At 45.9% G+C, this 26,297-nt stretch carries 22 protein-coding genes; 11 read left to right on the forward strand and 11 right to left on the reverse strand.

The window, feature by feature from the left end:
- The first annotated feature begins 15 nt into the window (after nucleotides 1–15).
- Complete coding sequence (locus tag AC6I8Y_RS21320) at nucleotides 16–1,293, forward strand: cytosine deaminase (RefSeq protein ID WP_498021576.1); 1,278 nt, start codon at nucleotides 16–18, stop codon at nucleotides 1,291–1,293.
- 303 nt (nucleotides 1,294–1,596) lie between these two features.
- Complete coding sequence (locus AC6I8Y_RS21325; RefSeq protein ID WP_006069145.1) at nucleotides 1,597–1,806, forward strand: cold-shock protein; 210 nt, start codon at nucleotides 1,597–1,599, stop codon at nucleotides 1,804–1,806.
- Between the two features lie 105 nt (nucleotides 1,807–1,911).
- Here the strand turns inward: AC6I8Y_RS21325 and AC6I8Y_RS21330 are convergent, their stop codons facing one another.
- Nucleotides 1,912–2,622, reverse strand: coding sequence for a hypothetical protein (locus tag AC6I8Y_RS21330; protein WP_498021577.1), 711 nt, complete (start codon nucleotides 2,620–2,622; stop codon nucleotides 1,912–1,914).
- A gap of 374 nt (nucleotides 2,623–2,996) precedes the next feature.
- Complete coding sequence (locus AC6I8Y_RS21335) at nucleotides 2,997–3,146, reverse strand: hypothetical protein (protein WP_156110884.1); 150 nt, start codon at nucleotides 3,144–3,146, stop codon at nucleotides 2,997–2,999.
- Nucleotides 3,147–3,189: 43 nt separating this feature from the next.
- Here AC6I8Y_RS21335 and speA point away from each other — a divergent pair, with 43 nt between their 5' ends.
- From speA to AC6I8Y_RS21350, 3 genes are all read left to right on the forward strand, one after another.
- Nucleotides 3,190–5,100: an arginine decarboxylase gene (speA, locus tag AC6I8Y_RS21340; protein ID WP_498021578.1), complete on the forward strand. Its 1,911-nt coding sequence runs from the start codon at nucleotides 3,190–3,192 to the stop codon at nucleotides 5,098–5,100.
- The gene (gene speB / locus AC6I8Y_RS21345) at nucleotides 5,101–6,027 is read left to right on the forward strand and encodes an agmatinase (protein WP_498021579.1); all 927 of its coding nucleotides are present in this window, start codon (nucleotides 5,101–5,103) and stop codon (nucleotides 6,025–6,027) included.
- Between the two features lie 133 nt (nucleotides 6,028–6,160).
- The gene (locus AC6I8Y_RS21350; RefSeq protein WP_252015502.1) at nucleotides 6,161–6,394 is read left to right on the forward strand and encodes a CG2 omega domain protein; all 234 of its coding nucleotides are present in this window, start codon (nucleotides 6,161–6,163) and stop codon (nucleotides 6,392–6,394) included.
- Nucleotides 6,395–6,459: 65 nt separating this feature from the next.
- Here AC6I8Y_RS21350 and AC6I8Y_RS21355 read toward each other — a convergent pair whose 3' ends face one another.
- On the reverse strand, nucleotides 6,460–6,978 hold the full coding sequence (locus AC6I8Y_RS21355) for a DUF2058 domain-containing protein (protein WP_252015504.1): 519 nt from the start codon (nucleotides 6,976–6,978) through the stop codon (nucleotides 6,460–6,462).
- A 238-nt stretch (nucleotides 6,979–7,216) separates the two neighbouring features.
- Between AC6I8Y_RS21355 and AC6I8Y_RS21360 the strand changes: the two genes are divergently transcribed.
- A complete protein-coding gene (locus AC6I8Y_RS21360; RefSeq protein ID WP_498023072.1) occupies nucleotides 7,217–7,993 on the forward strand; it encodes a sulfite exporter TauE/SafE family protein in 777 nt (258 codons plus the stop codon).
- Between the two features lie 148 nt (nucleotides 7,994–8,141).
- Nucleotides 8,142–9,878, forward strand: coding sequence for a gamma-glutamyltransferase (gene ggt / locus AC6I8Y_RS21365; protein WP_498021580.1), 1,737 nt, complete (start codon nucleotides 8,142–8,144; stop codon nucleotides 9,876–9,878).
- A gap of 85 nt (nucleotides 9,879–9,963) precedes the next feature.
- Here the strand turns inward: ggt and AC6I8Y_RS21370 are convergent, their stop codons facing one another.
- The 4 genes from AC6I8Y_RS21370 to AC6I8Y_RS21385 form a co-directional block, all read right to left on the reverse strand.
- Nucleotides 9,964–11,532 (reverse strand): polysaccharide lyase family 7 protein, encoded by a 1,569-nt coding sequence (locus tag AC6I8Y_RS21370; protein ID WP_234496279.1) that lies wholly within the window; start codon nucleotides 11,530–11,532, stop codon nucleotides 9,964–9,966.
- Nucleotides 11,533–11,922: 390 nt separating this feature from the next.
- A complete protein-coding gene (locus tag AC6I8Y_RS21375) occupies nucleotides 11,923–13,299 on the reverse strand; it encodes an aldehyde dehydrogenase EutE (RefSeq protein WP_498021581.1) in 1,377 nt (458 codons plus the stop codon).
- A gap of 524 nt (nucleotides 13,300–13,823) precedes the next feature.
- Nucleotides 13,824–14,570 carry a sugar nucleotide-binding protein gene (locus tag AC6I8Y_RS21380; protein ID WP_498021582.1) on the reverse strand — a complete coding sequence of 249 codons (747 nt, stop codon included), beginning with the start codon at nucleotides 14,568–14,570 and terminating at the stop codon, nucleotides 13,824–13,826.
- A gap of 163 nt (nucleotides 14,571–14,733) precedes the next feature.
- On the reverse strand, nucleotides 14,734–16,110 hold the full coding sequence (locus AC6I8Y_RS21385) for an aldehyde dehydrogenase EutE (protein ID WP_498021583.1): 1,377 nt from the start codon (nucleotides 16,108–16,110) through the stop codon (nucleotides 14,734–14,736).
- Nucleotides 16,111–16,655: 545 nt separating this feature from the next.
- Here AC6I8Y_RS21385 and AC6I8Y_RS21390 point away from each other — a divergent pair.
- Complete coding sequence (locus AC6I8Y_RS21390; RefSeq protein WP_394149325.1) at nucleotides 16,656–18,245, forward strand: diaminopimelate decarboxylase family protein; 1,590 nt, start codon at nucleotides 16,656–16,658, stop codon at nucleotides 18,243–18,245.
- 53 nt (nucleotides 18,246–18,298) lie between these two features.
- On the opposite strand, the gene AC6I8Y_RS21395 is transcribed toward AC6I8Y_RS21390, so the two are convergent.
- Entirely contained in the window at nucleotides 18,299–18,889 is a 591-nt protein-coding gene (locus AC6I8Y_RS21395; protein WP_498021584.1) for an alpha-ketoglutarate-dependent dioxygenase AlkB family protein, read from the reverse strand.
- Between the two features lie 169 nt (nucleotides 18,890–19,058).
- Nucleotides 19,059–19,850 (reverse strand): MBL fold metallo-hydrolase, encoded by a 792-nt coding sequence (locus AC6I8Y_RS21400; protein ID WP_498021586.1) that lies wholly within the window; start codon nucleotides 19,848–19,850, stop codon nucleotides 19,059–19,061.
- Between the two features lie 97 nt (nucleotides 19,851–19,947).
- Between AC6I8Y_RS21400 and AC6I8Y_RS21405 the strand changes: the two genes are divergently transcribed.
- The gene (locus AC6I8Y_RS21405; RefSeq protein WP_498021587.1) at nucleotides 19,948–20,904 is read left to right on the forward strand and encodes a GlxA family transcriptional regulator; all 957 of its coding nucleotides are present in this window, start codon (nucleotides 19,948–19,950) and stop codon (nucleotides 20,902–20,904) included.
- A gap of 70 nt (nucleotides 20,905–20,974) precedes the next feature.
- Here AC6I8Y_RS21405 and AC6I8Y_RS21410 read toward each other — a convergent pair whose 3' ends face one another.
- A complete protein-coding gene (locus AC6I8Y_RS21410) occupies nucleotides 20,975–21,625 on the reverse strand; it encodes a hypothetical protein (protein WP_252015525.1) in 651 nt (216 codons plus the stop codon).
- Between the two features lie 454 nt (nucleotides 21,626–22,079).
- Here AC6I8Y_RS21410 and AC6I8Y_RS21415 point away from each other — a divergent pair, with 454 nt between their 5' ends.
- Nucleotides 22,080–22,724: a flagellar brake protein gene (locus tag AC6I8Y_RS21415; protein WP_234497814.1), complete on the forward strand. Its 645-nt coding sequence runs from the start codon at nucleotides 22,080–22,082 to the stop codon at nucleotides 22,722–22,724.
- 57 nt (nucleotides 22,725–22,781) lie between these two features.
- Here AC6I8Y_RS21415 and AC6I8Y_RS21420 read toward each other — a convergent pair whose 3' ends face one another.
- Nucleotides 22,782–25,142, reverse strand: a complete 2,361-nt coding sequence (locus tag AC6I8Y_RS21420; protein ID WP_498021588.1) for a Lon protease family protein — start codon at nucleotides 25,140–25,142, stop codon at nucleotides 22,782–22,784.
- A gap of 251 nt (nucleotides 25,143–25,393) precedes the next feature.
- Here AC6I8Y_RS21420 and AC6I8Y_RS21425 point away from each other — a divergent pair, with 251 nt between their 5' ends.
- The gene (locus AC6I8Y_RS21425; protein WP_498021589.1) at nucleotides 25,394–26,293 is read left to right on the forward strand and encodes a hypothetical protein; all 900 of its coding nucleotides are present in this window, start codon (nucleotides 25,394–25,396) and stop codon (nucleotides 26,291–26,293) included.
- Nucleotides 26,294–26,297 lie beyond the last annotated feature (4 nt).

The raw sequence follows: 26,297 nt of genomic DNA on the forward strand, positions 1-26,297 counted from the left end.
TAGGAATTTGATGCCATGTCATCTTTGCTTATTCAGAATGCAACCATAAACGGTCGAACAGGTCAGTTTGACCTCCTTATTGAAGAAGGTGTATTCAAGGCGATCGAGCCAGCGGGAACGTCATCGTTCAGCGCTGATGATGTGATTGATGCTACAGGTCAAATGGCGACAGCGCCATTTTGTGAACCTCACATTCACTTAGACACCACTCAAACTGCTGGCGAGCCAAGTTGGAACATCTCTGGCACTCTATTTGAAGGCATTGAGCGTTGGGCTGAGCGTAAAGCGATGCTCTCAATCGACGATGTCAAGCGCCGCGCAAAACAAACACTAAAATGGCAAATAGCGAACGGTATTCAACACGTTCGCACCCACGTTGATGTCTCTGATCCAACCTTGACGGCCCTAAAAGCGATGGTTGAAGTTCGTGAAGAGATGAAACAATGGGTGGATATTCAGATTGTGGCGTTCCCGCAAGAAGGCATCCTTTCTTACCCAAATGGTAAAGAGCTATTAGAACAAGCCGTACAGCTCGGTGCTGACGTTATCGGTGCTATCCCACACTTTGAGTTCACACGCGAATACGGTGTAGAGTCTCTGCATTATGTATTCGAGCTAGCACAAAAATACGACTGCTTGATCGACGCTCACTGTGACGAAATCGATGACGAGCAATCTCGTTTTGTTGAAACGCTCGCAGCACTGGCGCACAAATTTGAAATGGGACATCGCGTTACGGCAAGTCACACGACCGCAATGGGCTCTTATAACGGTGCTTACGCGTCACGTCTATTTAGGCTACTTAAAATGTCTGGCATTAGCTTCGTTGCCAACCCGCTAGTTAACATCCACTTGCAGGGTCGCTTCGATGACTATCCAAAACGCCGCGGCGTCACTCGCGTGAAAGAAATGCTTGCAGCTAACATCAACGTTTGCTTTGGTCATGATGACGTATTTGATCCTTGGTATCCGCTAGGTACTGCCAACATGCTACAAGTCCTGCATATGGGACTGCACGTTTGCCAGGTAATGGGTTACGATCAAATCAACCAATCTTTGGATATGATCAGCCACAATTCAGCGCGCGCACTAAACATTCAAGAAACTTATGGTTTAGAGATAGGTAAGCCAGGTAGCTTACTACTGCTGCCTGCTGAGAACGGCTTTGACGCGGTACGTCGCCAAGTCCCAGTGGGTTACTCTATCCGTAAAGGTAATGTGATCGCTCGCACAAAACCGGCCGAGACATCTATCAACTTAGGTGCAGAAGAAGCCATTACGTTCAAACGCTAGTAGTGCCTTAAGCGAATATCTCACTCAAATGCAAGAGCAAGCGACGAAATCGCTTGCTCTTTTTTCATGATTTAACAAGAAATTCATTTAAACCGTCCATAGGTGTGGTACACTGCGCATGCTCTGGTGTTCAGAGAGTTATTTAAAGTAAGAGTAAAAAGAGTACGAGAAGTATTGTCAGATGTTTCCCAAGCGGGTATTTGTCATTCGTTTTTCCCATTTACAGCTTGATTAAATAAACAGAACCACAAAGCAAGATCGCCGCAAGGCAAAAATTTTAATCTTAAAAGTAAGGGACATAACATGTCTAACACAAATACTGGCACTGTAAAATGGTTTAACGAAGAGAAAGGCTACGGCTTCATCGCACAAGAGAACGGTCCAGACGTATTCGTTCACTTCCGCGCTATCTCTGGCGAAGGTTTCAAAACTCTAAAAGAAGGCCAAGCGGTTTCTTTTGGTGTTGAGCAAGGCCAAAAAGGTCCTCAAGCTGTAAACGTTATCCCTCAATAATAACGTTAGCTAGCAAATTCAAAAGGCTTCGATTACTCGAAGCCTTTTTTGTATCTATCGCATTTCCATTTCATGACCTACTCTCCTTCTCCCCATAAGCTCAATTTAGAAGTCGAGATAGAAGCCAAACTCAACATTGCTGCTATCTTCAACAGGCCTCCCTGGACGAACTCGGTACTGACCCTTGGTATATTTCACGTAAGGTTGGACGTAGGGCGTGTTCAGTGTTGCGGATAGATCAAAACTATTTCTGGTACCATTTTCAAAGCCATGTTGTGAAGTCAGCACATCGACATTGTAATTTGCGCCAAGCTCAACCATTGGGTGAATGCTATAGCTAACGCCTAAGGTGTTTTTCCACTCTTGTCTGTGATTAGCATAATCTATTGGGTCTGGCAGTTCATAGGCTTTGGTCGTGTCACGCCACTGGTAGTAAGTATCCCAGTAGACAAACAGGCTCGGCGACACCGAATACCCGTACATAAAGCCAATATCATAAATATCAATCGACTCATCAAAACCGTACTGCCCGTACACACTAAAGTAGTTTCGCTCTATCAACCAATCGTAGCTAAGCCCAAACTGCAAATAGCGATCGGTATCCACTTCTGCACTCACTGTAAGACTGTCAGTGGCCGCAATATCGACACCAAAGACCCCGATGGTTTCATCTTGGTACTGAGTGGCTTGGACGTTGAAATCAATAATATCAGCGAGTGATTGCTCCTCAGCGGCAACTGAAAGTGGAAGAGCCAAAGAAAAAACAGTGATCAGTCCGTTGCGTGAAAGCTTCCATGGAAAACTAACGTTTCGCATGCAATAAATTCTCTGTATGGGTAAGTAACAACTTGGAGTTTGCGCTTAGAGGTGTTCACCTGAAGTATCACCATGGTGCCGGATTACTGATGTTTAAAAAACTGAGCCAAAGATATAGCTGATATTCACCCTGTAAATACCAAGCAGAGTCATTTTTAAACCAACCGCTATGATGACAGCAAAAATTTCCGTTCCAAATTGGATCAAATGCAGATCGACACCTTTAATAAAACCAATGGCGATGTGAGCCAAACCGCTCGATGACTCGGTATAAGTGCTGGTACCAACGACCTAAAGCTCAAAAAGCTTGTTTACAACCAATCATAATCGAAAGGATTAATTATTTTTGTTAGACATAGGGGGTGATTTATCCGTTAATGCGCACGAATCTTAAGTACACGCTCCACAACATTTGAGTACTTAAGACGCGTTTCGTGAGCATCATGGAAGATCATCACGGGGTTTGATTTTTCAGGTAAATGCTTCTTCTCAATCATCAAATCGAGCAGCAATTCGAATAACATAAAGATGAGCGACAGCCTGAACACATAATAAGTGAGACACGCTGTGACAACGACTTCAAAGCTAGACCGCGTTCGTGCGGATTACAACGTCCAATACTGGAGCCAAAACTTCTTCGGAATCAATGACGATGGCGACGTCATTGTTTCCCCTCATAAAAATGGTCAACATCAGGTACCTCTCAACAAGATTGCTAAGGCACTTGAAGACAAAGGACTTACATTGCCTGCACTGGTGCGTTTTCCGCAAATTGTCCACCAGCGCGTACACGGTATCTGTGATGCATTTAACCAAGCGATTCAAGACTACGGATATCAAAACGAGTACCTGCTTGTTTACCCTATCAAAGTAAACCAGCAAAAAGACGTTGTAGAACAAATCCTCGAAAGCCAAGCGGAAGCCGAAACCAAACAGCTCGGCCTAGAAGCAGGCAGTAAGCCAGAGCTGATGGCAGTTCTGGCAATGGCACAGCGTGCTAGTTCAGTGATTGTTTGCAACGGTTACAAAGACCGCGAGTATGTTCGCTTAGCTCTCATTGGTGAAAAGCTTGGCCACAAGGTCTTTATCGTTCTAGAAAAGTTGTCTGAGTTAGATATCGTGCTCAAAGAGGCGGCAGCACTTAACGTCAAACCTCGTGTGGGTCTGCGTATTCGCCTAGCCTCTCAAGGGGCGGGTAAATGGCAATCAAGTGGTGGTGACAAATCTAAGTTCGGTTTGTCTGCCTCACAAGTACTGCAAGTTGTCGAGCGTCTAAAAGCGCAAGACCAGTTGGACATGCTACAGCTTGTTCACTTCCATTTGGGATCGCAGATGGCGAACATTCGCGATGTACGAAACGGGGTTAACGAGGCGGCTCGCTTCTACTGCGAACTTCGCAAGATGTCTGTGCCTATCTCTTACTTCGATGTAGGCGGTGGTCTAGCGGTCGATTATGACGGTACACGCAGTCAGTCGAGCAGCTCCATGAACTACGGACTTGCTGAGTACGCTCGAAACATCGTGAGTACGGTTGGCGATGTATGTGCGCTGTATGAAGAAACCGCGCCGGTTATTATTTCTGAGTCTGGTCGCTCTCTCACTGCGCACCACGCGGTATTGATCACTAATGTGATTGGCACAGAAAGCTATAATGTTCAGTCTGTTGATGCGCCAGCAGAAGAGGCTCATCCTCTGCTTCAGAATATGTGGCAGAACTGGCAGAGCCTAAAAGGTGGTACTGACGCCCGCGCTGTTATCGAGATTTACAACGATACACAAAGCGACCTAGCAGAAGTACACACCTTGTTTGCATCTGGTGTGGTTGATTTGCATCAGCGCGCTTGGGTAGAACAGCTCAGCCTGAGTATTTACGGTGAATTGCATCGTCAAATGGACAACAAGAATCGCTTCCACAGACCGATTCTTGATGAACTTAACGAACGATTAGCGGACAAGTTCTTTGTGAACTTCTCTCTGTTCCAGTCGATGCCAGATGCTTGGGGCATTGAACAAGTCTTCCCTGTTTTACCGCTATCGGGTCTTGGCAGTGAAGAACAAACGCGCGCTATCATGCTGGATATCACGTGCGACTCGGATGGTACTGTGAAGCAATACGTTGATGGTCAAGGTATTGAATCCACCTTGCCAGTACCAGCATGGAACAAAGATGAACCCTATCTGATGGGCTTCTTCCTTGTCGGTGCTTATCAAGAAATTCTTGGCGATATGCACAACTTGTTTGGTGACACCCACAGCGCGGTTGTAAACGTTACCGATGAAGGCGAGTTTGAATTTACGGCGATCGACCTAGGCGATACCGTCGAAGACATGATGCGCTACGTTCATATTGACGTAGAAGCCATCAAACAAAACTACAAAGAGCTTGTAGAGCGACACATCGACGCTGACGAACAAGCGCTAATTTTAGAAGAACTAGAGTGCGGCCTTACTGGTTACACCTACTTAGAGGATTTTTAAATGAATGATTTGTTTACAAAAACCGATTATTCACTGTACTCGAACGCAATGACATTCTTGCGTCGACCTTACGTGAAAAACCCAGTTTCTGCCGACGCAGACGTGGTGGTTTTTGGTGTACCTCTAGACATGGCGACCTCTGGTCGCCCTGGCGCTCGAATGGGTCCAGACGCCATTCGTCGCGCTTCGATTAACCTAGCTTGGGAAGGCAAAAAGTTCCCATGGGACTTCAACGTATTTGATAAAACCAAAGTCATCGATTCAGGTGATTTGGTATTCGATACCGGAGATGCAGAAGATTTCACCTACCGTTTAGAAGCGGCAACCAGTGAGATCTTAAAGAGCGGTAAAACCATGCTGGCGTTGGGCGGTGATCACTTTATCACCCTGCCAATCCTGCGTGCTTATGCTAAGCATCATGGGGAAATGGCATTGATTCATTTTGATGCTCACACTGACACGTATGCGAACGGCAGCAACTATGACCATGGCACCATGTTCTACCATGCGCCAAAAGAGGGCTTAATCTCAGCGAAGCACTCCGTGCAAATCGGTATTCGTACTGAATATGATTACGATGACCACGGTTTTAATGTGATTAACGCCATGCAAGCTAACGATCAGAATGCAGAAGAAATTGTTGCGCAGATCCGCAATATTATTGGTGATAAGCCAGTTTACATCACTTTCGATATCGACTGTCTCGATCCAGCGTTTGCACCAGGTACTGGCACACCAGTATGTGGTGGTTTGAATTCAGACAAAGTATTGAAGATCATTCGCGGTCTGGCTGGTATCAACGTTGTGGGTATGGATGTGGTTGAGGTATCGCCTCCCTATGACCAAAGTGAATTGACTGCATTGGCAGGCGCGACGATTGCCCTTGAGCTTCTTTACGTTTGGGCGAGTAAAGAAAGCCAAGACTAGCCAGCGGCATAAAGCGAGGTACTGATACCTCGCTTTTTTATAACCACGATTTGTCGTGGCGTAAAATGACAAATCCTCTTTTACCATTTATCTAAACTATGCCTCATCCCAACACCTATGAGGCACTACAACCATGCGTAACCTACTTCTTATTGTCGCAGCTCTATTACTACCAGTATCAGCAAGCTATGCCAGTATTTCTATTAAGACTGATAATCTTGAGCTCAGTGAAGACTGTGTAAGCTACGAGTCAGACCGAGTACGAATCGAGTCGGAAGAATGCGATCGTAAACATCATAAGAACAAGGATAACCGTAGTGCACACGGAAAAAACAATCCTGGTAAAGGACATGGTAAGAAGAAATAGCACAGTCACTGATAGAAAAAAGCCCAATATACTGAATATATTGGGCTTTGCTAAAGTATCCGAGATTACCACATCAGATCATCAGGCACGACGTATTGTGCATATGGGTCATCTTCTTCGACCACTTCTTCTTTAACATCATTTTCAATGACAGTTTCTTGATCACGCTCTGCAATCTTTTTCGCCACAACCGTCGGAATCACTGCATAGCTCTCTTCAAGGCGAGCAATAGACAGGTTGCCTTTGCTGAGTTGATCGCGGATTTCTTGTGTTACATAGAGGGATTTCACTAGCGTGCCGTCGGTGAAGTTGTATTTAATGTCACCGTTGCCATGTTCGATGGTGTTAAGAGTGATCAGTTGCTTTACCTGAGCTTTGATTTCTTTGCTCAGTTTTTCTTCGTCACGCTGCTTATTCAGTGCTTGATCGCGCTCTTTTTGCGCTGCTTTGTTCTCTTCAACGGCCGCTTTAGCTTCGCGTGCTTGAACACGTGACTTCTTTGAACCTTTCTTGGCTTTCTTCAGTTTTTTCTCGTTGACCAGACCTGCTTTTAGCATCTGCTCTTGAAGGCTTAGTTTCGACATGAAATGCAATCCTAGTTTGTTCTCACAATTGTGTGCATGATCCCAAGAAAGCCCTTGAAGAGCAAGTCCAATCCAAAGGAATATGACCGTGCCTCCTGTAATTCGCCGCGCGCGTCTTTTGGTGACTTGCAAGCCGCGATCTCTGTCTATAGATCACGTAACCGATTGAACCTTTTGAGACTCGGTACGGTTTAGGATATGTTGATTGTTAACGACTTTTCACCATCATATAACCTCTATGTTACTTGACCTCTCTCAGATAATTTTGCTCTTCCTCGCTGGCGTGTTTGGTGGTGTACTCAACTCTGTCGCAGGAGGAGGGAGCTTCATCACCTTCCCTGCACTGCTTTTCGTCGGAATACCCCCGATTGTCGCCAATGCCACCAATACCTTTGCGGCTTGTGCTGGTTATCTGAGTGGTACCTACGCGTTTAGGCTGGAAGTACTTAAAGATCGCAGTAACCTGCTAAAAATTGTCCTTCTTAGTATTGCCGGGGGCATCAGCGGTAGTTACCTATTGATTTTGGTGTCTGAGCAACAGTTTGTTTCCGCGATTCCATGGTTACTGCTGTTTGCAACTTTGCTGTTTATCTTTGGTGATAGCATCAATAAGCGATTGCAGAAAGCCAGTAGCAATCGTCATTTCGGTGGGCTTGTCGCCTTTGGTTTGGGCTTATTCCTATTCTGTGTAGGCGTTTTCGGCGGCTTTTTTAATGCCGGGTTAGGCGTTATCGGTTTGAGTTACCTTGCGGTTGCTGGCTACAAAGACATTAATTTAATGAACGGCCTCAAACTTCTTATTTCTACGTGTGCGTCAGCCATTGCTATTGTCCTATTTGTTTTCAATGGACTCATAGACTGGTATTCCGGCATTGCCGTTATGCTCGGGACTCTCACTGGCGGTTACGTGGCTGCAAGGCTTTCACGGCAGCTACCCCAAATTGTGGTTCGACGCTTCGTTACCTTTAGCTCGATTGCGATCACTTGCTACTTTTTCTACGACACCTATTTATAACTCTTGGATATAACCTCTATTCTTTTTATCACCCTCTGACCTATTGATAACAAAGCTATGACCTAACGGTTAAACTACCACCAACTGGATATGTTACTGATAGCACCTAATCTATGAGTACTTATGACAAATCGTTTAGAGGTCCCCTATGTCATCACGTATCGCGTTGCTTCTGACGCTGGTTTCCACGTCATTAGCAGCACAGCCTGATCCTTTTCCAACACAACCAAACGACACAGGAAAGTCGTTTATGGTCAGTGCCACCAACCCTTATGTGACCAGCACAGGGTATTCAATCTTGAAGCAAGGCGGCAATGCGGTGGATGCCATGGTGGCGATGCAAATGGTAATGTCAGTGGTTGAACCTGATATGACAGGTATCGGTGGCGGCACCTTTGCCCTCTATTATGACAACAAAGCCAACTCATTTACGGCCTATGACGGGCGCGATGAAGCTCCGTCTAGTGCAACGCCAGATATGTTTTTGGATGACAACGGCAAAGCAATCAGCCGAAATGACATTCTAGGCCCACGTTCGGTTGCCATTCCTGGCACATTGAAGCTTCTGTACCACACTCATCAAAAACACGGTAACTTAGCGTGGAAACAATTGGTTCAGCCTGCCATCAACTACGCTGAGCATGGCTATTCAATGAATAGCTACACCTACGATATCGTTGTCCGTGAACAATCAAGATTGGTTCATGATCCTGAAATCAAATCACTCTATTGGAACGGTGATGATATTCGCCCTACTGGCACCCTTATGACCAACCCGAAAATGGCAGCGACACTAAAAGCTATTGCGGAGCAAGGTGCAAACTATATGTATCAGGGTCCACTGGCTAAACGTATTGTCGACACCGTAAACGCACAATTGGACAAAGGGCAGCCTAAGCTATCGGTTGAAGATTTTGCAAACTATCGGGTAAAAACTCGTGACATCGTTAAGTCCGACTATCGCGGTAACGAAATCGTATCGTTTGGTTATCCGGCGTCTGGTGGCGTTCTGGTTTCTCAGTCACTCGATATGCTTGAGAAGTACGATATCGCCTCGATGCCAAAAACGACGGCAGAGCCTTGGCGCTTAATGGTGGAGGCCATGCGTCTAGCCAAAGCCGATCGCATCGCTTACGCAGGTGATCCGAGTTACGTTGAAACGCCGGTAGAGGCTCTACTCGATGAAGATTACCTTGATGACCGTTTTGATATGATCCCAGAGCAAGGCGCTGGAGACAGCAAAACCATCAAACCAGGTCTGCCTGAAATCAAAACACCGGCTCAACACGAAGGCTTTGAGAGTCAAGATACCGGCCATATCTCCATTGTAGATAGTGAGGGCAACGCGATCGCGATGACAAGTACTGTTGGCACAGGCATGGGCTCTGGCGTCATGGTCGACGGCGTCTTGCTCAACGCGCAAATGGCCAACTTCTCATCGATACCAACACTCAAAGGTAAGCCTGTCCAGAACGCTATTGAGGCAGGTAAACGCCCTCGTTCAGCAATCACTCCTTTGATGATGTTTGATGAAAACGGCAAGCTTCGTTTAGTTGTCGGTAGCCCTGGCAGTTCACAGATCCCAGGGTACGTACTGAAAACCATTGTAGGCGTGGTCGATTGGAACCTATCAGCACAGGATGCGATTGATCTTCCGAATATTCAATATGGTACTAAGATCGACCGAACTAAGCCGTACAACCCAACTGGGCTGCTCGTAGAGAAGCGCACCTTTGCAGAATCAATGGTGCCAAGCTTCGCTGAGATGGGCTATAAGGTGCACGTCATCCCGGTAGTCAGTGGTCTGAATGCGATTGAAGTGAAAAATGGCGAGTTGCACGGAGCAACTGACCGCCGCAGGGCTTCTACATCATTAGGCGATTAATCTCTGATTGAGGCATTCCGCATCGCTTAGAAACAAAAAAACCTCCGGCTCAATAAGCCGGAGGTTTTGTTTTTAGATTAAGGCATTATTTTTGGTATTGATCGTGAGACACGTCAAGCTGGTAGAACGTCGCTTGAGAGTAATCGTCTAGATCACCACTGATGTTTTGGTTGTATACACCAGCTTTGAAGTACATGTACTTGCCACCAACGTCATAACCACTGTCGCTCATGTCAACAACTTGTACCACGTCGTCTTTGCCTTCACGCATTAGTGTAACCGTCATAGTGTTACCTTTAACTTCAATGCGGTAGCTAAATACTTCACCAAGTGCGATGCCGTCTTCACCGACTTCAGCAGTCATATCGCCCACTAGAGGGTAGAAGTCTTCTTTTGTTGCATCTTGGCTTTCGTGTGCAAAGTATACTGCGCCCGTTGCTTGATTTGGCAGTTTACGGTAGTACAAACGAATTGGCTCATCGTTTTGGTCGTGAATCTGACCAATGATAAAGCGGCCAACTTCGTTCGCGTTACCTGTTGTGGTTGCATGGTCGATTTTCAACGTCGCTTCCATCACACCGTCAATACCGCCAGCCGCTTCTAGATCCGCTTGAGGAGCACTTGAGAATACCCAGTTGTTCTTGTTAACACCTTTCGTGCTAATCGACTGGTCACCACGGCGCATCATTTCACGAAGCTCAGTACGCGCGTACTTAGTATTCTTCGATGTACGTACACCTTTCACATAAGACTTGAATACTAGACCGCCGTCATCTGCTGTGTAGAAGATTTCTGGATGTTGGTAACCGTTCGCAAGGTTCCACTCAGAAACGTCATCCGGCTTGCCATTTTTGTCATGGTCGAATGGTTGAGATAGGTACCAGTGTGTCAAATCAAAGTTTTCGCTTGGTGCGTTACCTGCAAGCGGCTTCTCTGGTAGGTTAGTTGGTACCGGCAGCGCGCTGCGAGTGTCACATTTTACTGTTGTTTCACATGGGTATACTGCTGGTGCACCAAAGTTACCTTTACGTAGATCTTTGCGTGCTTCTTTGCGTGCCTTTTCAGCCGCTTTCATCTCAGCAATCATTGTTGCTTCTGCTGCAACCACTGCTGGTGTAATGATGTGGCTCGCTGGACAAGCATTGATGCCACAGTTTACTGCAGCAAGCTCAGTGACACTGTTCCAGCCGTTCTTAGTGTTGCCATGGCCAACGTATCGTACGTAGCGTGCTTTAACAGCAGGCTCAAACTGGAAGCGCTCTAGACCAATTGCTTGACCTGAGCTCATCTGGTTTTCTAGCACTGTTGTCCAGTTTTCGCCATCGACACTGACTTGGATATCAAACTTAGACTGACGCTCATTACCTTTACTGAACGCGGCTTGAACAGCGTCAAACTCTTGCACTGAACCGTAGTCCAACATCGCCCACTCACCATCACCAGCAGAAGACCAGCGCGTTGTAAGGTCTTGATCAAATAGACGATCAGGTCCATTACCATCGTGACTGCTTGCCGTGATCGCAACCGGCGTCAAAAGTGGCTCGCCAGTTTCTTTGTTGTTCGGGAAATCAGAAGTTGGTGTGCTTGTGCTCGCGCAACCAACCGCTAGTAATACAGAAGAAGCAACCAGGCTCTTTAGAATCGTTTGTTTCATATCAAATCCATTATTGTCGTACAAAGACAGCGTATGTAAGCGAAAATGAGTTCGCAAACAGCTATTTTTAGGTACTTAACCTTCAAATGTGGGCCGTTACACAAAACCTTACATAATCTTATAATACAAATAAATCTTTAATTTGATAAATGAGACTGCCGACACTTTTTGTGTTTCTGATACTTTAACTCGGTCACATTTGTTATTGATAAATTAGTGGACAGGCAGGTTATCTCGTTTAAAAGGTCGCTTTGATAGCCCCTTTTAAACAACCTTTTAGTGCAGTCAAAGTTAGAAAGCTTGACCGGAATAAAAAAAGCCGAGCTTTCGCTCGGCTAGGTATATCATCGCTTGGGAAGAGTCGATGAGATATTTTGATTTCGTTATCAATTAAACGATGCGTAGACCGCCTTGAGCGATAGCGAATCGACGTGCACGTGTGAACGATAGTGCATTGGTGATGCCTTCACCCGTTGGGCCAGCGATTGTGAACGTTGACGTACCTTCCGCGTTATAACCTACACCAGAAAGTGTTGGACCATTGTGAGCAAAGATAGTCGTGTTAATGCGACCACCAAACTTAGTGACGTTCTCGATGTTACCTGAATAGATGCATGCAGAGTGCTTATTGCCACGCTCAGCTGCTACCGCACGTTCAATCGCTTCATCGATGTCTTTACAGATAACCACTGGTAGCACAGGCATCATTTGCTCTACGTGTACGAGTGGGTGATCGTTCTCAACCAACATAACTGCCAGACGAGTGTCAGACTTAACGCCAATCGACTTCAGGATTTCACCTGCGTCCTGACCAACATATTGCTTGACTGGGTGCCATACACGCGCAATTTCGTGTGCAGTACATGGTTTCGCACCTTCAAACTCATCAAGAGTTAGAATTTTATCAGTCAGCTTCTCTGCTTCTTTCGCTGACATCACGTACGCACCAACTTCTTCTAATTTGTCTAGGAATGCATCCGCTACAGATTCTTCAACGAAGACTTCTTTTTCACCAATACAAAGCAGGTTGTTATCGAAAGAAGCGCCGCCGTATACGCCAGCAGCTGCGAGGTCTAGGTTTGCTGATGCGTCAACGATAACTGGTGGGTTACCAGCGCCAGCGCCCACACCTTTCTTACCAGACTGAAGAATCGCTTTTACCAGACCAGGACCGCCAGTGCCTACCAGCATGTTGATTAGTGGAGAGTTTGCAATCTCGTTTAGGGTTTCTAGTGTTGGCTCTTTCACCATAGTGACTAGGTTTTCAGGGCCACCTGCAGCAACGATAGTGTCGTTCAGAAGGTCGATCATCATCGCAGACACAACTTTTGATGAAGGGTGAACGTTGAACGTTACGGCGTTACCACCTGCTAACATAGAGATAGCATTGTTAACGATCGTTTCTGTTGGGTTGGTCACTGGCGTTACTGCGCCAATAACACCGTAAGGTGCACGCTCGCCAAGAGAGATACCGTTGTCACCAGACCAAACCTGAGTTTCTAAGATTTCAGTACCAGGCGTCTTAGCAGCCGTTAGTTGGTGCTTAGCAACCTTATCTTCTACACGCCCCAGTTTGGTCTCTTCACGAACCATTTTTGCGAAGTCTTCTGCACGCGCTAATACTGCACCGCGAATTGCAGTGATGATGGCTTCGCGACCTTCTTTCGTACAGTTAACGTAGTACTCGATTTGAGCTTTGTGAGTTGCTTCAATCGCAGCGTCCACTGTCGCGAATACACCTTTAGCGTTATTGATATCAAAAGACATAATGATTACCTCGTGAGATTTGGTGCTATAAGAGCTGGGCTTTGCCTTCTATTTGCTCTTTTGAGCTTGTTGGCTGAGCTTTATCGCCAGCCTCAAGATGGTGACAATTTACCCCAAGCATTCATCGAAACTATGTCACTCAGCGTCAGTTTAATTGACCAAGATACCTATTTCTGACAAGTATGTTACTTGACGATTTGAGGCGAAAAAATCAGAGGAAAGAAGCTGCACGAAAGATCAGTAAGTTAGCAGCATCATGGCAGATAATCAGGCGGCCGTGCGGGGTGAGGCGTGTTACTTTAACTAAGCAATGAAGTAACGGTAACTCATAACACATTGAGCTGAATTATGAATTAAATCTTTGTTTGACATGGACTTATAACATGCACTTAGAACACGTAGTTTGATGTTTAATCACGTTCATCAATGCAATCCTGCCATAGCAGACTAAGTTAAGCATAGAGATCATCTGGTGATGCAACGCTCTCTTTATTTCAAAAAGTTGGCGTTGAACTAGAGCTTACCTAACCAAATCGATAACTAAGCGCAGGGAGCGCAATACGTTCGTCCACCAAACGCTGATCGTGTTCATAATCAGTGTTAGGGACAATTTTCCAACCTGTGTTGTAATGCTCTTTCAAAGCACAAACCAGTTGATAAAAACTCCATCGCTCCGTCGCGTTACTGTCTAGGTGGTACAGGCCAGGTTCATTTCTTTCAATCAGCTGCAAAAACGCAATGGCCGTATCATCCATATGTGATGTGGCCGGAAACCAAGCCTCGCTGGCGTTGATAACCCCTTGTTCTAGATGTTGCTGCTCTAAATGCGCCAACATGTTGTTACCGGTGGTTTCGTCGTGGATCTGCCATCCGATCCTTGCGATCATAGCATCTGGATTGGCCTTCCAGATCGCATCTTCACACTGGATTTTGTACTGCCCGTACGCCTCTTTCGCATTGCGTTCTTGAAAGATACCGTAAGGTCCATCAATCTCAGAATCAAACACCATAGCAGTGCTTACAAAAAGAAAAGGTATCCCCTGCTCTTTACAACGCGTGGCGAGCCAAGCAGCCCAGTTTTCGTCTCCCATGGCCATATGACAGACAGCATCGATCGAGTGCTCGTGCCAAAACTGTGTGCTTTGCTGCTCATCTTGTGGAGATACGACGTGGTGGTTCCACTCTAGAACTCTCCACCCACGGAGGGAAAATTGAGCAGCGACCTTAGGGCCGAGTGTGCCGGTTAGACCTGTCATTAGAACGGTTTTCATTGAATGACTCTGAGGTTGGTTTTCAATGAAGGTCAGTTAATCATATATAAAGAAAGGCTCAATAAGAGATGAAAGGAAGCTTAATAGGGAGCACAGTTTGTATAGAGAAAAAAAGGCCGAAGCATACGCTTCAGCCTTCCTTTAAATCTATCGTCGCGACTCATTAGACGATACGCAAACCACCTTGAGCTATCGCAAAGCGGCGTGCACGTGTGAATGAGTACGCGTTAGTAATACCTTCACCCGTTGGACCTGCGATGGTGAACGTTGAGGTACCTTCTGCGTTGTAGCCTACTCCAGACAAAGTTGGGCCATTGTGAGCAAAGATAGTGGTATTGATAGCTCGACCAAACTTAGTCACATTCTCAATGTTGCCAGAGTAGATACATGCAGAGTGCTTATTACCACGCTCGGCGGCCACAGCACGCTCAATCGCTTCATCAATGCTTGCGCAGCGAACAACCGGAAGAACAGGCATCATCTGCTCTACGTGAACCAACGGATGGTCATTGTCCACCACCATGACCGCGAGGCGAGATTCTGATTCAACGCCGATAGACTTTAGAATGTCACTTGCATCTTGACCTACGTGCTCTTTCACTGGGTGCCATACACGAGCAATCTCTTGTGCAGTGCACGGCTTCGCGCCGTCAATGTCATCCATTGTGAGGATTTCAGTGGTGAGTTTTTCAGCTTCTTCCGCAGTCAGTACGTATGCGCCCGCACTTTCAAGTTTTGTTAGGAATTCATCCGCTACAGAATCTTCAACAAACACTTCTTTTTCACCGATACACAAAAGGTTGTTATCGAAAGATGCACCACCATAAACGCCTGCCGCAGCAAGATCGAGGTTTGCCGTTGCATCGACAATAACAGGTGGATTACCTGCGCCTGCTCCAACGCCTTTCTTACCTGATTGCAGAATGGCTTTTACCAGACCTGGACCGCCCGTACCCACGAGCATGTTCACCAATGGAGATTTAGCGATTTCACTTAGTGTCTCAAGAGTTGGCTCTTTAACCATAGTGATGAGGTTTTCTGGACCACCCGCTTCAACGATAGCTTTGTTGAGCATGTCAACCATGACCGCAGACACTACTTTAGACGACGGGTGCACGTTAAAGGTCACCGCATTACCTGAAGCCAACATAGAAATAGCGTTGTTTACAATGGTTTCGGTAGGGTTAGTTACTGGCGTTACCGCACCGATAACACCGTATGGGGCGCGCTCTTCGAGAGAAATACCGTGGTCACCCGACCATACTTTCGTCTCTAGCACTTCGGTACCTGGGGTTTTTAGCGCTGCTAATTGGTGCTTAGCGATCTTTTCTTCAACACGGCCTAATTTCGTCTCTTCACGAACCATCTTTGCAAAGTCTTCTGCACGTGCAAGCACTGCCTCTCGAATGGCAGTAAGGATAGCTTCGCGGCCTTCTTTGGTAGAGTTAGCGTAGAACTCAACTTGAGCTTTATGAGTAGCCTCAATCGCAGCGTCCACTGTCGCGAATACACCTTTAGCTTTGTAGATATCAAAAGACATAGTAATTACCTCATGAAGATTGAAATGACTGTGTTGGTACAGATCTATTGTTGTGTTTACTCTCTCTTCGGCCTCACATTTGGCTAATAACAGAACGGGCGCTATTAGCCTTGCCTCGAGTTAGTGATTACAAATTAATCACTAAGCATCAACTTGTAACGTCACTGAGAGTCAACTTTATTGACCAAAAACACCAAAAAATGTGATCTTAATAAGGGGGTGTTACTTGACGCTTTGGTGAAACTAGATTTTCCTTAACAAAAAAAACAACAACCCTCTCGAAAAGCAACGAAATCGAACGTAACTCCGCCCCACCATTTGATTTAATTGATACTTTGGTATACCAGTTACGCCGAAGTAACATACCTATGGCAACGAATGAATGTTAACAACACATTCACCAAGCCTATCAATTGAGTTCCAGCCATATTCATTAGGTGTAAGTTTTTTTGACTCTGGGTGACGTGTTGTTTTTTCAACCACCGATTACACTGCTTAGCAACAAATCAGTTCATACCTTTTCAACGATTTCGTGAGGAACGAATATGAAATATCAAGCGCGTTTAGAAGACTCAGTAAAGCAACTAAGTTCTGTACTAGAAGAGCAAAAGCAACTTCTTGCCGAGCACAAAGCAAACCAAAACTACGCTGAGCGTCTACAAAACATCCTAACGCCAACTGACGAGCTAACCACAAAAGGCGACGACCTTTATATCGGCGGCTGCAAAGCTTCTGACCTAGTTGAGCAATACGGTAGCCCGCTATTCGTTCTTAGCGAAGACACACTGCGTGGCAACCTACGCCGCGTTAAAGCAGCATTTGGTTCAAACTGGCCAAAACCTGTGAACGTTATGTTCGCTATCAAATCAAACACTAACTTTGCTGTTCGTGCTATTTGTAACGAAGAAGGCGTGGGTGGTGACTGTTTCGGTCCAGGTGAAGTTGAAGCGACTCACATCGGCGGCGCAGATCCAAAAACGATCGCACTTAACGGTACAGTTAAGCCTGAGCTAGCTATCCGCAAAGCGATTGAGTACGGCTACGCAATCCACCTAGACTCATACGAAGAGATCGAAATCGTTGAGCGCATCGCTCGCGAAGTGAAGCCAAAAGAAAAAGTACGTATCGCAGTACGTCTAAAAGTTATCCCAGAAGAGTTCTTTGATAACTTTACACCAGACGCATACCCATTCCCTGACTTCAAGGGCGCGATGAAGTGGATCAAATTCGGTCTTCTAAAAGAAGAAGCGAAGAAAATCATCAACCGCGTAAAAGAAATCGACGTATTCGAATTCTACGGTTTCCACACGCACCTAGGCCGTTTCTCTAAAGATCCAGCTGGTTGGGATGCGCTTTACCGTGAATACGCTCGCAACGTGATTGAAATCTCTCGTGAGTGTGGCGTTCAACCATTCCAAATCGACCTTGGCGGCGGTTGGCCACGTGAGCGTGAGCCAGAAGGTCGTAGTGTTGAAAACCTAATGAATCCGAACACGATTGAAGACTACGCAAAAGTGGTTTGTGCTGGCATGCTTGAAGAGTTCAACAAAGAAGGCTTCGAGATCCCTCAACTATGGCTAGAGCCTGGTCGTTACATCGCAGGTAACATCGGAACGCTACTGACTTCTGTGTACGTAGTGAAAGAAGACCAAGAGATGGACTACAGCTACACAATGGTTGACGCGTCAACATACCTAGCCGTACTGGTTGAGTCTCAAGAGTCTAAGAACCCAGTTCTACCAGCAACTAAGATGACACAACCTCTTCAGCAGAAGACAACAGAGATCGCAGGCCCAATCTGTATCCCATCAATCTGGGAAAGCGGTGCACGCATGCCTGAGCTAGTACCTAACGATATCCTAGCTATCATGGATGTGGGTCACTACGCAGAGTCTCAAGCAAGCCAGTTCAACTCTCTACCACGTCCTGCAACCGTACTAGTTAAAGACGGTGAAGCTGAACTAATCAAGCGCGCTGAGACTGTAGAAGATGTATTCGCAACTCAGATTCTTCCTGAGCGTCTTCAGCAAAAGAAGAAAAAGCCAGCAGCGAAGAAGCCAGCATCTAAGCGTGCTGTAGCAAGAACGCCTAGCTACGCTAAGAACACAAAAAAAGCAGCATCTGCAAAAGCATAATCAAACTCTGATTTAGCTGGTCAAAAGCTCCCTGTCGGGAGCTTTTTGTTGTTTTAGGGAACCAGAACTTTTCGAAAAGTTAAGTTAATTCTAGGTTCGACAAATCGCTTAGTTTTGGGAATGGTATGTTGCCAATGATGTTGAGTTTCTCCAGCCATGATCAGTAGAGAGCCAGATGTGAGATTAAACTCCACTTTCTCACCGGTCATTTTGTGTCTGAGTAAAAACCGCCGCTCGGCCCCAAAGCTCATCGAGGCAATGACTGGATTAGTGCCAAGTTCTTTCTCATCATCACTATGCCAACCATTGGAGTCTTGTCCATCACGATACAAATTCGCGAGCACGGAATTGAACTGACTGCCAGCAACCTTCTCACAACGGGCTTTCAAACTGTTGAGTAACGGATTCCAAGGTAAAGGCTCAAGCTTTAGGTTCGAATAGGTGTAACTTGCACCACCGTACCAAGCCTGCAGACGTGGTATCGCAATCTTTTTTCCAAACATCACTATACTGTCTTGCCGCCACGCCAGTTGCTCTCGCAGCTGTTGGTGGTAATCGCTAGCTTGATCCGATGTGAAATAGTTGGGTAGCCACAATAGGCGTCCACCCGACAACTCGTTCCATTGATTTTCTAAAAGCTTCAATACGTGTTCTCCAAAGTACTCAGCGTGGTCACCCCTGCTTTGATATTCAAACTAGGGTATCTCACTTTCCTACTTTCTATATGAGAATACACTAGTATCGGCTCACATTTCAGAAGAAACAGAGGTAGGAAATGGAACAGGCAATGAGGCTCGCTTCCAAAACTTGGCCTTAAAACTCTAGGGTTTCACCATCAGCTGGGATAAACACTTTTTGCTCAAGACCAAGCTGCTGTATTGAGTTAGACAGAGTTTCTCTATCAACCGGACAGTGGTTCAGCGCCTCCATATGGTTAGCAATAACCTTACCTGGTGATAGCTGGATGAACTCCATGACTTCATCAGTTGGCATCAATAAAGGTTGACCCACATCCATTTGTGCCTGTCCTGCAGCAACCACGGTAATGTCTGGCTTAAGTTCAGTCAGTGCGCGTTTCACATCGTCTGTTAACACCGTATCGCCACTGATGTAGATACTTGGCTCATTAGGCAGCTGCAAAAAGAAGCCACAGCCATTTGCCATCACTTTGTGAATCCAACCGTGACCGTGCTGAGCAGGTACAGCGGTAATTTCGCCGCCAAGGTATGGCGTCGGTGTCCATGCTTCCAGACCATTGGCAACTGTCATACCATACTTTTCAAGATAGGCTTTATCCTTAGCGGGTGTAGTCACAGGAATACCTTGCTCAATCAAGAATTTCTCTCCAGTAGGATCCAGGTGGTCACCGTGCTGAAGCGGCTTGAAGCCAAACGTCTGGCTATGTGTGACCAAGGCTTGGTTGACTTTGCTGAGAACTCCCTCAGCATTCGCTGGAAGATCAACAGTAGGGTTTTTCTCAGCCTTAAATCTGAACACAGAAAACGGAGGCATTGACCCTTTTTCACCCAACATTGGGTCAATCAAAATAAAGTGTTCGCCAGATTCAATAACAAACGTTGCGCTTCTCAAGTGATGGATTTTCATGGTTACCTCCCGTTTCGTAGTGGTGACCATTATGCAAGTTCGCTGGGGTGTGCAATACTGTCCCAAGAGACATTAATCGCTCACATTGGGCCATTTCATGAAACAACATCAAATCGCGCTCATCGCGCTGGACAACATCAGTGCCTTTCACCTGTCAGTACCATGCTTGGTTTTTCAGGATGTGTTTGTCGACCAAACGCCCGCTTTTCATCTAACCATCTGTAGCGAGAATGCGAGTGCAGTATCGCTCAGTACCGGCTTCCAAGCCTCTGTGACCCATTGTCTTGAAGCCGTTGACAATGCTGATATCGTCATCGTTCCGAGTTGGCCAAATACGCTACCAAAACCTAGTGAGCTATTGCTAACTAAACTCCGAGCTGCTCACCAAAAAGGCGCAACCATTGTTGGGCTATGCCTTGGCGCCTACGCATTAGCAAAAGCAGGGCTGCTAGATGGCAAGCGCGCGACCACGCACTGGGGTTTCCAAGACGCCTTTCAGGCCGAATTTCCCAATGTCATCGTTGATTGCGATCCACTCTTTATTGACGAGCACCAGATAATTACCTCAGCGGGTACGGCAGCCTCTCTCGACTGCTGTTTACATATCGTGCGTTCCTTATGCGGGAGTGAGGTCGCCTCACAGATAGCTCGCATGATGGTCACGGCGCCATTTCGAAGTGGGGGCCAGCAGCAGTACATTCCCAATCCAATCGCCAAGCAACCTGATAAAGCTACCAGCTTTGGTCATGTCATCAGCGAGATTGAGCAGAACTTGACACAAAGTTACGACCTCGACTCTGTTGCGGCAAAATGTGCTATGAGCAGACGTACCTTTACGCGTCAGTTTAAAGCCGCTTATGGATGTACGTTTGGGGAGTGGTTACTTAACAGGAGGTTGGCACTTAGCCAGCAGTTGTTGGAATCGACAAGTTACAATATTTCGACTGTGGCGGACCTTTCAGGGTTTGGTTCGGAAAGCATTTTTAGAAAACACTTCAGTCATAGTTTTAATATTTCACCATCTAAATGGAGAACAACCTTTAGGGGGGATTAAGGAGTCGATGTAAAGCCTGAGAAAGCAAGAAGGAAGTGCCGTTCCTTTGCACTCCCAGAAAACCAAGACGCTAGTAATTACTTACGTCTTGGTTATACCCCGCATACTCACGCCATTCAGGAATATCTCTTGGGTCACCAAACTGACGGAAAAAGCGCACCGAACTTTGTGGGGCTTTGCAATCTAACTTGTCCTGGCAGTAGTTAGTCAACTTATAGTGACTCTGGTAACCCTCTACCCACGCGTCATAAGCTATATGAGATTGCTTCCAGAACTCATGATCCACCTGCCCTTTGGTTGCCAAGAACGGGTAGCTGGGCTTCGTTTGTTGAGTAGAATAAATAGCGGTGCCATACAAGTTGATCAGTTTCGAGAGCAGATCTGCACCTATCTCTTCGATGGTTAGCGATTTGATTTTCTCAATATCATGGCCAACAAGCGTTGCGACTCTTTCAACCAAAAAGTCCATGTCGATCTGTGGCTGGAGTTCATAAGCTAGCCAGTTTAGGCGCTCTCCTATCTCATCAAGAAACTCTTGTCTGGTGAACTGTCCTTCGCGCAACGCTCGATTGTACTTAGTAACATTAGGGTTCTTACGCGCCAAATAGTCTTGAAGCTCTGGGTAGTCAGTGAGCGAAGAGTGACTCTTAGAAAGCACCTCCAATAACGCTTCTTGATTCACCAATAACCTACCCAACTCATTTTTGACACTTTCATTCATATTAAACCTCACTTTTGATTTTGGTTATAATATAACCAAGCTCAAATATAATCAACAATGATGAATAATTAAAATACACACAGAAATGACAATGAGCGGTAAAACAGATATTTATGGAGAAAAACAATGCTAGGCAGCTGAGATAAATTGAGCTCAAAGAGAAAAACGGAAGTTGTGCGGTTGCACTCAATATTGACATCTAAGTCAATATTTTGACTCTTGATACCCTGTTTTTGATTGCACTTTGACTATCGAAACCCTAGAATTTTGTGAACGCCGTTCAAAAATATAATAAGTGTGACTCAAGGAATTTCATATAAAATGTTCGGCTTAAGGCCTTGAGTGTAGGACAGAAAACGTCAGGAACCATCAAGCAGTGACGCAACAAAATCAACAAAAATCTAATCCACCACAACGGACGACTCAAACACTAAACAGCACCGATGCCCTTGCGATGATTGAGCACGGTGGCGATGTTACGCTCACAGTGAACACACCTGTCGGGACGTCATTTCGCTGTGCTACCAAGTTTATCGGCGCGCACTCTGATCATCGAATTCTATTGGAAATTCCCAAGATTGATGAAAGCGACCTTAAGTATTTCTTCCAAGAAGGGTTTTGGCTGATCGTAAGAGCGATTTCACAGCGCGGGGAAGGCGGTGTGGTGCAATATCGCGCGCAACTACTGAACATTGTTGAAGAGCCTCTGCCGATTTTGGTCCTTTCGATCCCCCAATCGATGCAGGTCACCAACCTCAGAAAAGAGCCAAGATATGAGGTAAACCTCGATGCCGTGCTAAAATCTGGCGAACGTCAGACGCGTTGTGAGTTGAGAGACATGTCAAAGAGCGGTTGTCGCTTTATCCTCCCGGCACTTGGTAAGAGCTTGGTCGTAGGACAGGAAGTCTCTTTGATGGTGGCAGCGGGTGCTCAGAAAGGGCGTTATTTTCCTCCGCTATCTGGTTTAATTTGCAACCAACAAAAGTCCAGCCATTACACTGCTTACGGTATCAAGTTCGATGAAGCAGGAGAAGACAACGCCAAAGAGTTGCTCTCACACCTTAAGTTTGACGGCACCAAACTAAAACTGCGCGCATAAAGAAAGCCAAGCGATCGCTTGGCTTTTTTAGTGTCACAGTCGCGAAGTCAAAAAGCGCTACTTACGTAATGCATTCAACCTAGCTTGCGCAATACCAAAAATGGTATCAATTGGATAACTGCCCTCCAGCGTCGCTGTACCTGCTTCTTTACCCGTAAACAACTCAATTGCCTCGGTAACATGGTCTATCGCCCAGATATGGAAGTCACCTTTCTCGACCGCTTTCACGATATCAGCGCGCAACATTAAGTTATGAGCATTGGAACGAGGAATAATCACGCCCTGCTCTGAGTTGCGTCCCTTGATGGTACAAACATCAAAGAAGCCTTCAATTTTTTCGTTCACACCGCCAATCGGTTGTGACTCGCCAAACTGGTTCATTGAGCCCGTTATCGCGATATCTTGTCGATTGGGTTGACCCGAAAATGCCGACACAACAGCACAGAACTCCGCCATACTGGCGCTATCACCATCAACCCCACCGTAAGATTGCTCAAAGGTAATCGTGGTCGTCAGGGGCACTTTTGCCGTTTTACCAAATACCGAAGAGAGGTATGCACTTAAGATCATCACACCCTTGGAGTGAATGCTGCCACCGAGATCAACACTGCGCTCGATATCGATGACTTCACCATCACCATAAGAGGTCGTCGCGGTAATGCGGTTAGGGGCACCAAACATATGATCGCTTGTCGTCAGCACAGACAATGCGTTCACTTGTCCGATAGCAGAGCCTTCTGTGCGAATGAGTGTTGTACCATTAACGAACCCTTCCATCACGCTGTCTTGAAGGCGATTAACACGCATTTGTTGGTATTCCAACGCCTGATCGACATGCCCCAAACGAATCAAGTTTGATTTCGCATTACGAGCGACATAATTGGACTCACGCAACAGGTTAGCGATGTGAGCAGAATGTAGAGAAAGCTTATTCTGATCACCCGATAATCGCGAGCTATGTTCAATGATCCTGGCGATCGCTTTTCGGTCGCAATGCAGCATACTGTTGTCATGAACAATACTAGAAATGAACCGAGCATAATGGAGTTCAGATTCTGCTGTACGAGGCATCTCATCTTCAAAATCTGCGGTGACTTTAAATAACTCGCCAAACTCCGGGTCATAATGTTGCAGTAACTGATAGGTTCTATAGTCACCAAAGAGAATGATCTTCACATCCAAAGGAATCGGTTGTGGGTCAAGTGACACAGTACCTGACAGCGTCAGTTCCTTCTCAAGTGAAGTGAAGCTCAGCTGACGAGCACGAAGCGCGCGCTTAAGTCCGTCCCACACATAAGGCTGCTCTAGAACTTTTATCGCATCCATTAACAGAACACCACCGTTAGCACGGTGCAAACTGCCTGCACGGATCAATGAGAAATCGGTAAATACCGTTCCCTTGTAAGTCGCTGTTTCGATAGAACCAAACAGCGAATGATAATTGGGGTTCTCTTCAACGATGATCGGGAAATCAGAACACGACTGCTTTACAATCAAGTTTACTTTGTAGCGTCTTGGAAATTTTTTATCCAACGATGCCGTAGCAATCTCACCCTGCTCATTACCTTCTTCAAGGAAGATATCGACATTTTCACAGATGTCTTTTTGCAGTGCGCTCAGATATTTCTTGATTTCAGTGTAGCCGTTGTACTCTTTTTTCAGTTTCTTGATCAGATGGCTAATAACACCTAACGTCACTTCCTCGTTAAGCTTCTGAATATTATCTGTAAAGGTTTCTTCCCAATCTGTCAGCTCGCGAGCCATACCACGCAGGCTGACTTCTAGCTCATCGATAGTAAGGCCGAAACGTTCTTGTTCATCTTCAGACAGCTCTGCAAAGGTTTCATCTGTATGGAGATCTTCGCCATTTAACGCGACAAACTGATAATCACCTTGAGAGGTAATAGTGAGACTAATGCCTTTTTCTTTGGCTTCTTCGCTGAGTTTTTGAAGCTCAACTTGCTGCTTGCGTGCCAGATCGTTTTTAAGCTTATCTGCGCGACCAAAATAGAGTTCATTATCAAACGCCATAGGTATGGCTTTCACGAGTTTTGAGATAAGTTTTTCAACATCCTTTTTAAGCTTCTCGCCCATTCCACAAGGAAGTTTGAGCACTTGTGGTGTTCGTGTATCTGCAAAGTTGGCTACATAACACCAGTCGAAAAGTGCTTCACTATCGTGTGGATGACGGCTGAGATAGCGCAAGATCATGGTTCGTTTACCGAGACCGTTTTGACCAATTGCGTAGATGTTATAGCCCTTTTCCTTGATGGACATAGCAAACTCGACGGCTTTCTGAGCTCGTTCTTGTCCGACGATCTCATCAATTGGGTCTAGCTCTTTGGTCGATTTACAAGGCAGCTTTTTTAGTTCTGCGGCGTGGTATAGCTTATTGGCATCTAATCTTTGAATCGCCATTACCAGCTCCTACTTTTTCCCTTCTTAGTTTCAGTTTAGCTGAATTGGCTTTACATTTTAGTGACTTACTAAGGAATTACGCTCAACTGCTGTCTTTTTGTACAATCTCGCAATTCCTGCCAACTTAGCTCGTTAGCCGAGGAGCGCACCGTTTACTCTCTTGTTTAGTTTGGTTATGTTAGAAAAAACTAAGGTCGTTTTAGCGTGCTCAAGCACTCTTTTGGATTACCGACACTACAGTGAGTTGTGAAATGGAAAAAATACTAGCAGGAACCAGAGTACTTTTCGCCTTCGCCATCATGGCATTAGCATGGTCGATTTACAGTTTCACCATGGAGGCGAAACAAGTTCGTACTGAGCTCCCAAGCTTGTTGACGCAGATAGATCAGACCGCACAACGCATCACACCTGTCATAGAAGAAGTTCAAAAGATACAAGCGATTATTCCAAGTATTCTTGAACAAAGTGCTGAGTATCAAAAAGCGATACCTGAAGTGTTGGCGAGAGTTGACGACATCAATAAGCAAATACCCACTATCATTGCCGAAGTTGAGAACGTGAGAAACGCCATTCCCCCTATTCTTGAAGAAACACAAAACTGGCACCGCTCCTTACCAAGCATTCTCAAACAAATAGATGAAACCAATCAGACAATTGAGCAGACCAACAAGCAAATAGCCGCGACATCAAAACAGATCCCTGCCATTTTGGCTGAAAGTGAAGCGGTGCGTAAAGCGATGCCCGAGATAATTAGTCAGGCTGAAGACTTGGTCCAACAGGCCGAGAAAGCCGGTCGTGAAGCCAGTAAGGGCGCGGTCACAGGGGTCATTGGCGGCATCCTTAGTTCACCATTCCAACTTGTTGATTCGCTCACCTCTCAAACCTTTGGAGTGAATGATGAGAGTTACTCAGACAAAGATAAATCGCTACATAAAGACGCGGTTGAGAAATTAATGAGAAGTCCGAAGTCTGGAAAATCTGTTCCCTGGAAAAATACCACCAGTGGTAATTCAGGTACCGTAAAAATCCAGTCTGCGGAGCAAAAAGGTAGCACAACTTGCTACAGCATCGTGAGCCAACTCACCATAGCCAAAGGATCAGACAAAGGTACGCATAGCATCGTAACCGAGCGATGTGTTGATAACCAGTAGCATT

The sequence above is a fragment of the Vibrio sp. KUL78 genome (assembly GCF_059725505.1).

Coding starts and splice junctions, on each gene's coding strand:
- AC6I8Y_RS21370 (WP_234496279.1), bottom strand. CDS start 11,532: ATGAAACAAACGATTCTAAAGAGCCTGGTTGCTTCTTCTGTATTACTA.
- AC6I8Y_RS21425 (WP_498021589.1), top strand. CDS start 25,394: ATGGAAAAAATACTAGCAGGAACCAGAGTACTTTTCGCCTTCGCCATC.
- AC6I8Y_RS21420 (WP_498021588.1), bottom strand. CDS start 25,142: ATGGCGATTCAAAGATTAGATGCCAATAAGCTATACCACGCCGCAGAA.
- AC6I8Y_RS21325 (WP_006069145.1), top strand. CDS start 1,597: ATGTCTAACACAAATACTGGCACTGTAAAATGGTTTAACGAAGAGAAA.
- AC6I8Y_RS21400 (WP_498021586.1), bottom strand. CDS start 19,850: ATGAAAATCCATCACTTGAGAAGCGCAACGTTTGTTATTGAATCTGGC.
- AC6I8Y_RS21410 (WP_252015525.1), bottom strand. CDS start 21,625: ATGAATGAAAGTGTCAAAAATGAGTTGGGTAGGTTATTGGTGAATCAA.
- AC6I8Y_RS21330 (WP_498021577.1), bottom strand. CDS start 2,622: ATGCGAAACGTTAGTTTTCCATGGAAGCTTTCACGCAACGGACTGATC.
- AC6I8Y_RS21380 (WP_498021582.1), bottom strand. CDS start 14,570: ATGAAAACCGTTCTAATGACAGGTCTAACCGGCACACTCGGCCCTAAG.
- AC6I8Y_RS21355 (WP_252015504.1), bottom strand. CDS start 6,978: ATGTCGAAACTAAGCCTTCAAGAGCAGATGCTAAAAGCAGGTCTGGTC.
- speB (WP_498021579.1), top strand. CDS start 5,101: ATGAATGATTTGTTTACAAAAACCGATTATTCACTGTACTCGAACGCA.
- AC6I8Y_RS21375 (WP_498021581.1), bottom strand. CDS start 13,299: ATGTCTTTTGATATCAATAACGCTAAAGGTGTATTCGCGACAGTGGAC.
- AC6I8Y_RS21390 (WP_394149325.1), top strand. CDS start 16,656: ATGAAATATCAAGCGCGTTTAGAAGACTCAGTAAAGCAACTAAGTTCT.
- AC6I8Y_RS21320 (WP_498021576.1), top strand. CDS start 16: ATGTCATCTTTGCTTATTCAGAATGCAACCATAAACGGTCGAACAGGT.
- AC6I8Y_RS21350 (WP_252015502.1), top strand. CDS start 6,161: ATGCGTAACCTACTTCTTATTGTCGCAGCTCTATTACTACCAGTATCA.
- AC6I8Y_RS21405 (WP_498021587.1), top strand. CDS start 19,948: ATGAAACAACATCAAATCGCGCTCATCGCGCTGGACAACATCAGTGCC.
- AC6I8Y_RS21385 (WP_498021583.1), bottom strand. CDS start 16,110: ATGTCTTTTGATATCTACAAAGCTAAAGGTGTATTCGCGACAGTGGAC.
- AC6I8Y_RS21415 (WP_234497814.1), top strand. CDS start 22,080: ATGATTGAGCACGGTGGCGATGTTACGCTCACAGTGAACACACCTGTC.
- AC6I8Y_RS21335 (WP_156110884.1), bottom strand. CDS start 3,146: ATGTTATTCGAATTGCTGCTCGATTTGATGATTGAGAAGAAGCATTTA.
- AC6I8Y_RS21360 (WP_498023072.1), top strand. CDS start 7,217: ATGTTACTTGACCTCTCTCAGATAATTTTGCTCTTCCTCGCTGGCGTG.
- ggt (WP_498021580.1), top strand. CDS start 8,142: ATGTCATCACGTATCGCGTTGCTTCTGACGCTGGTTTCCACGTCATTA.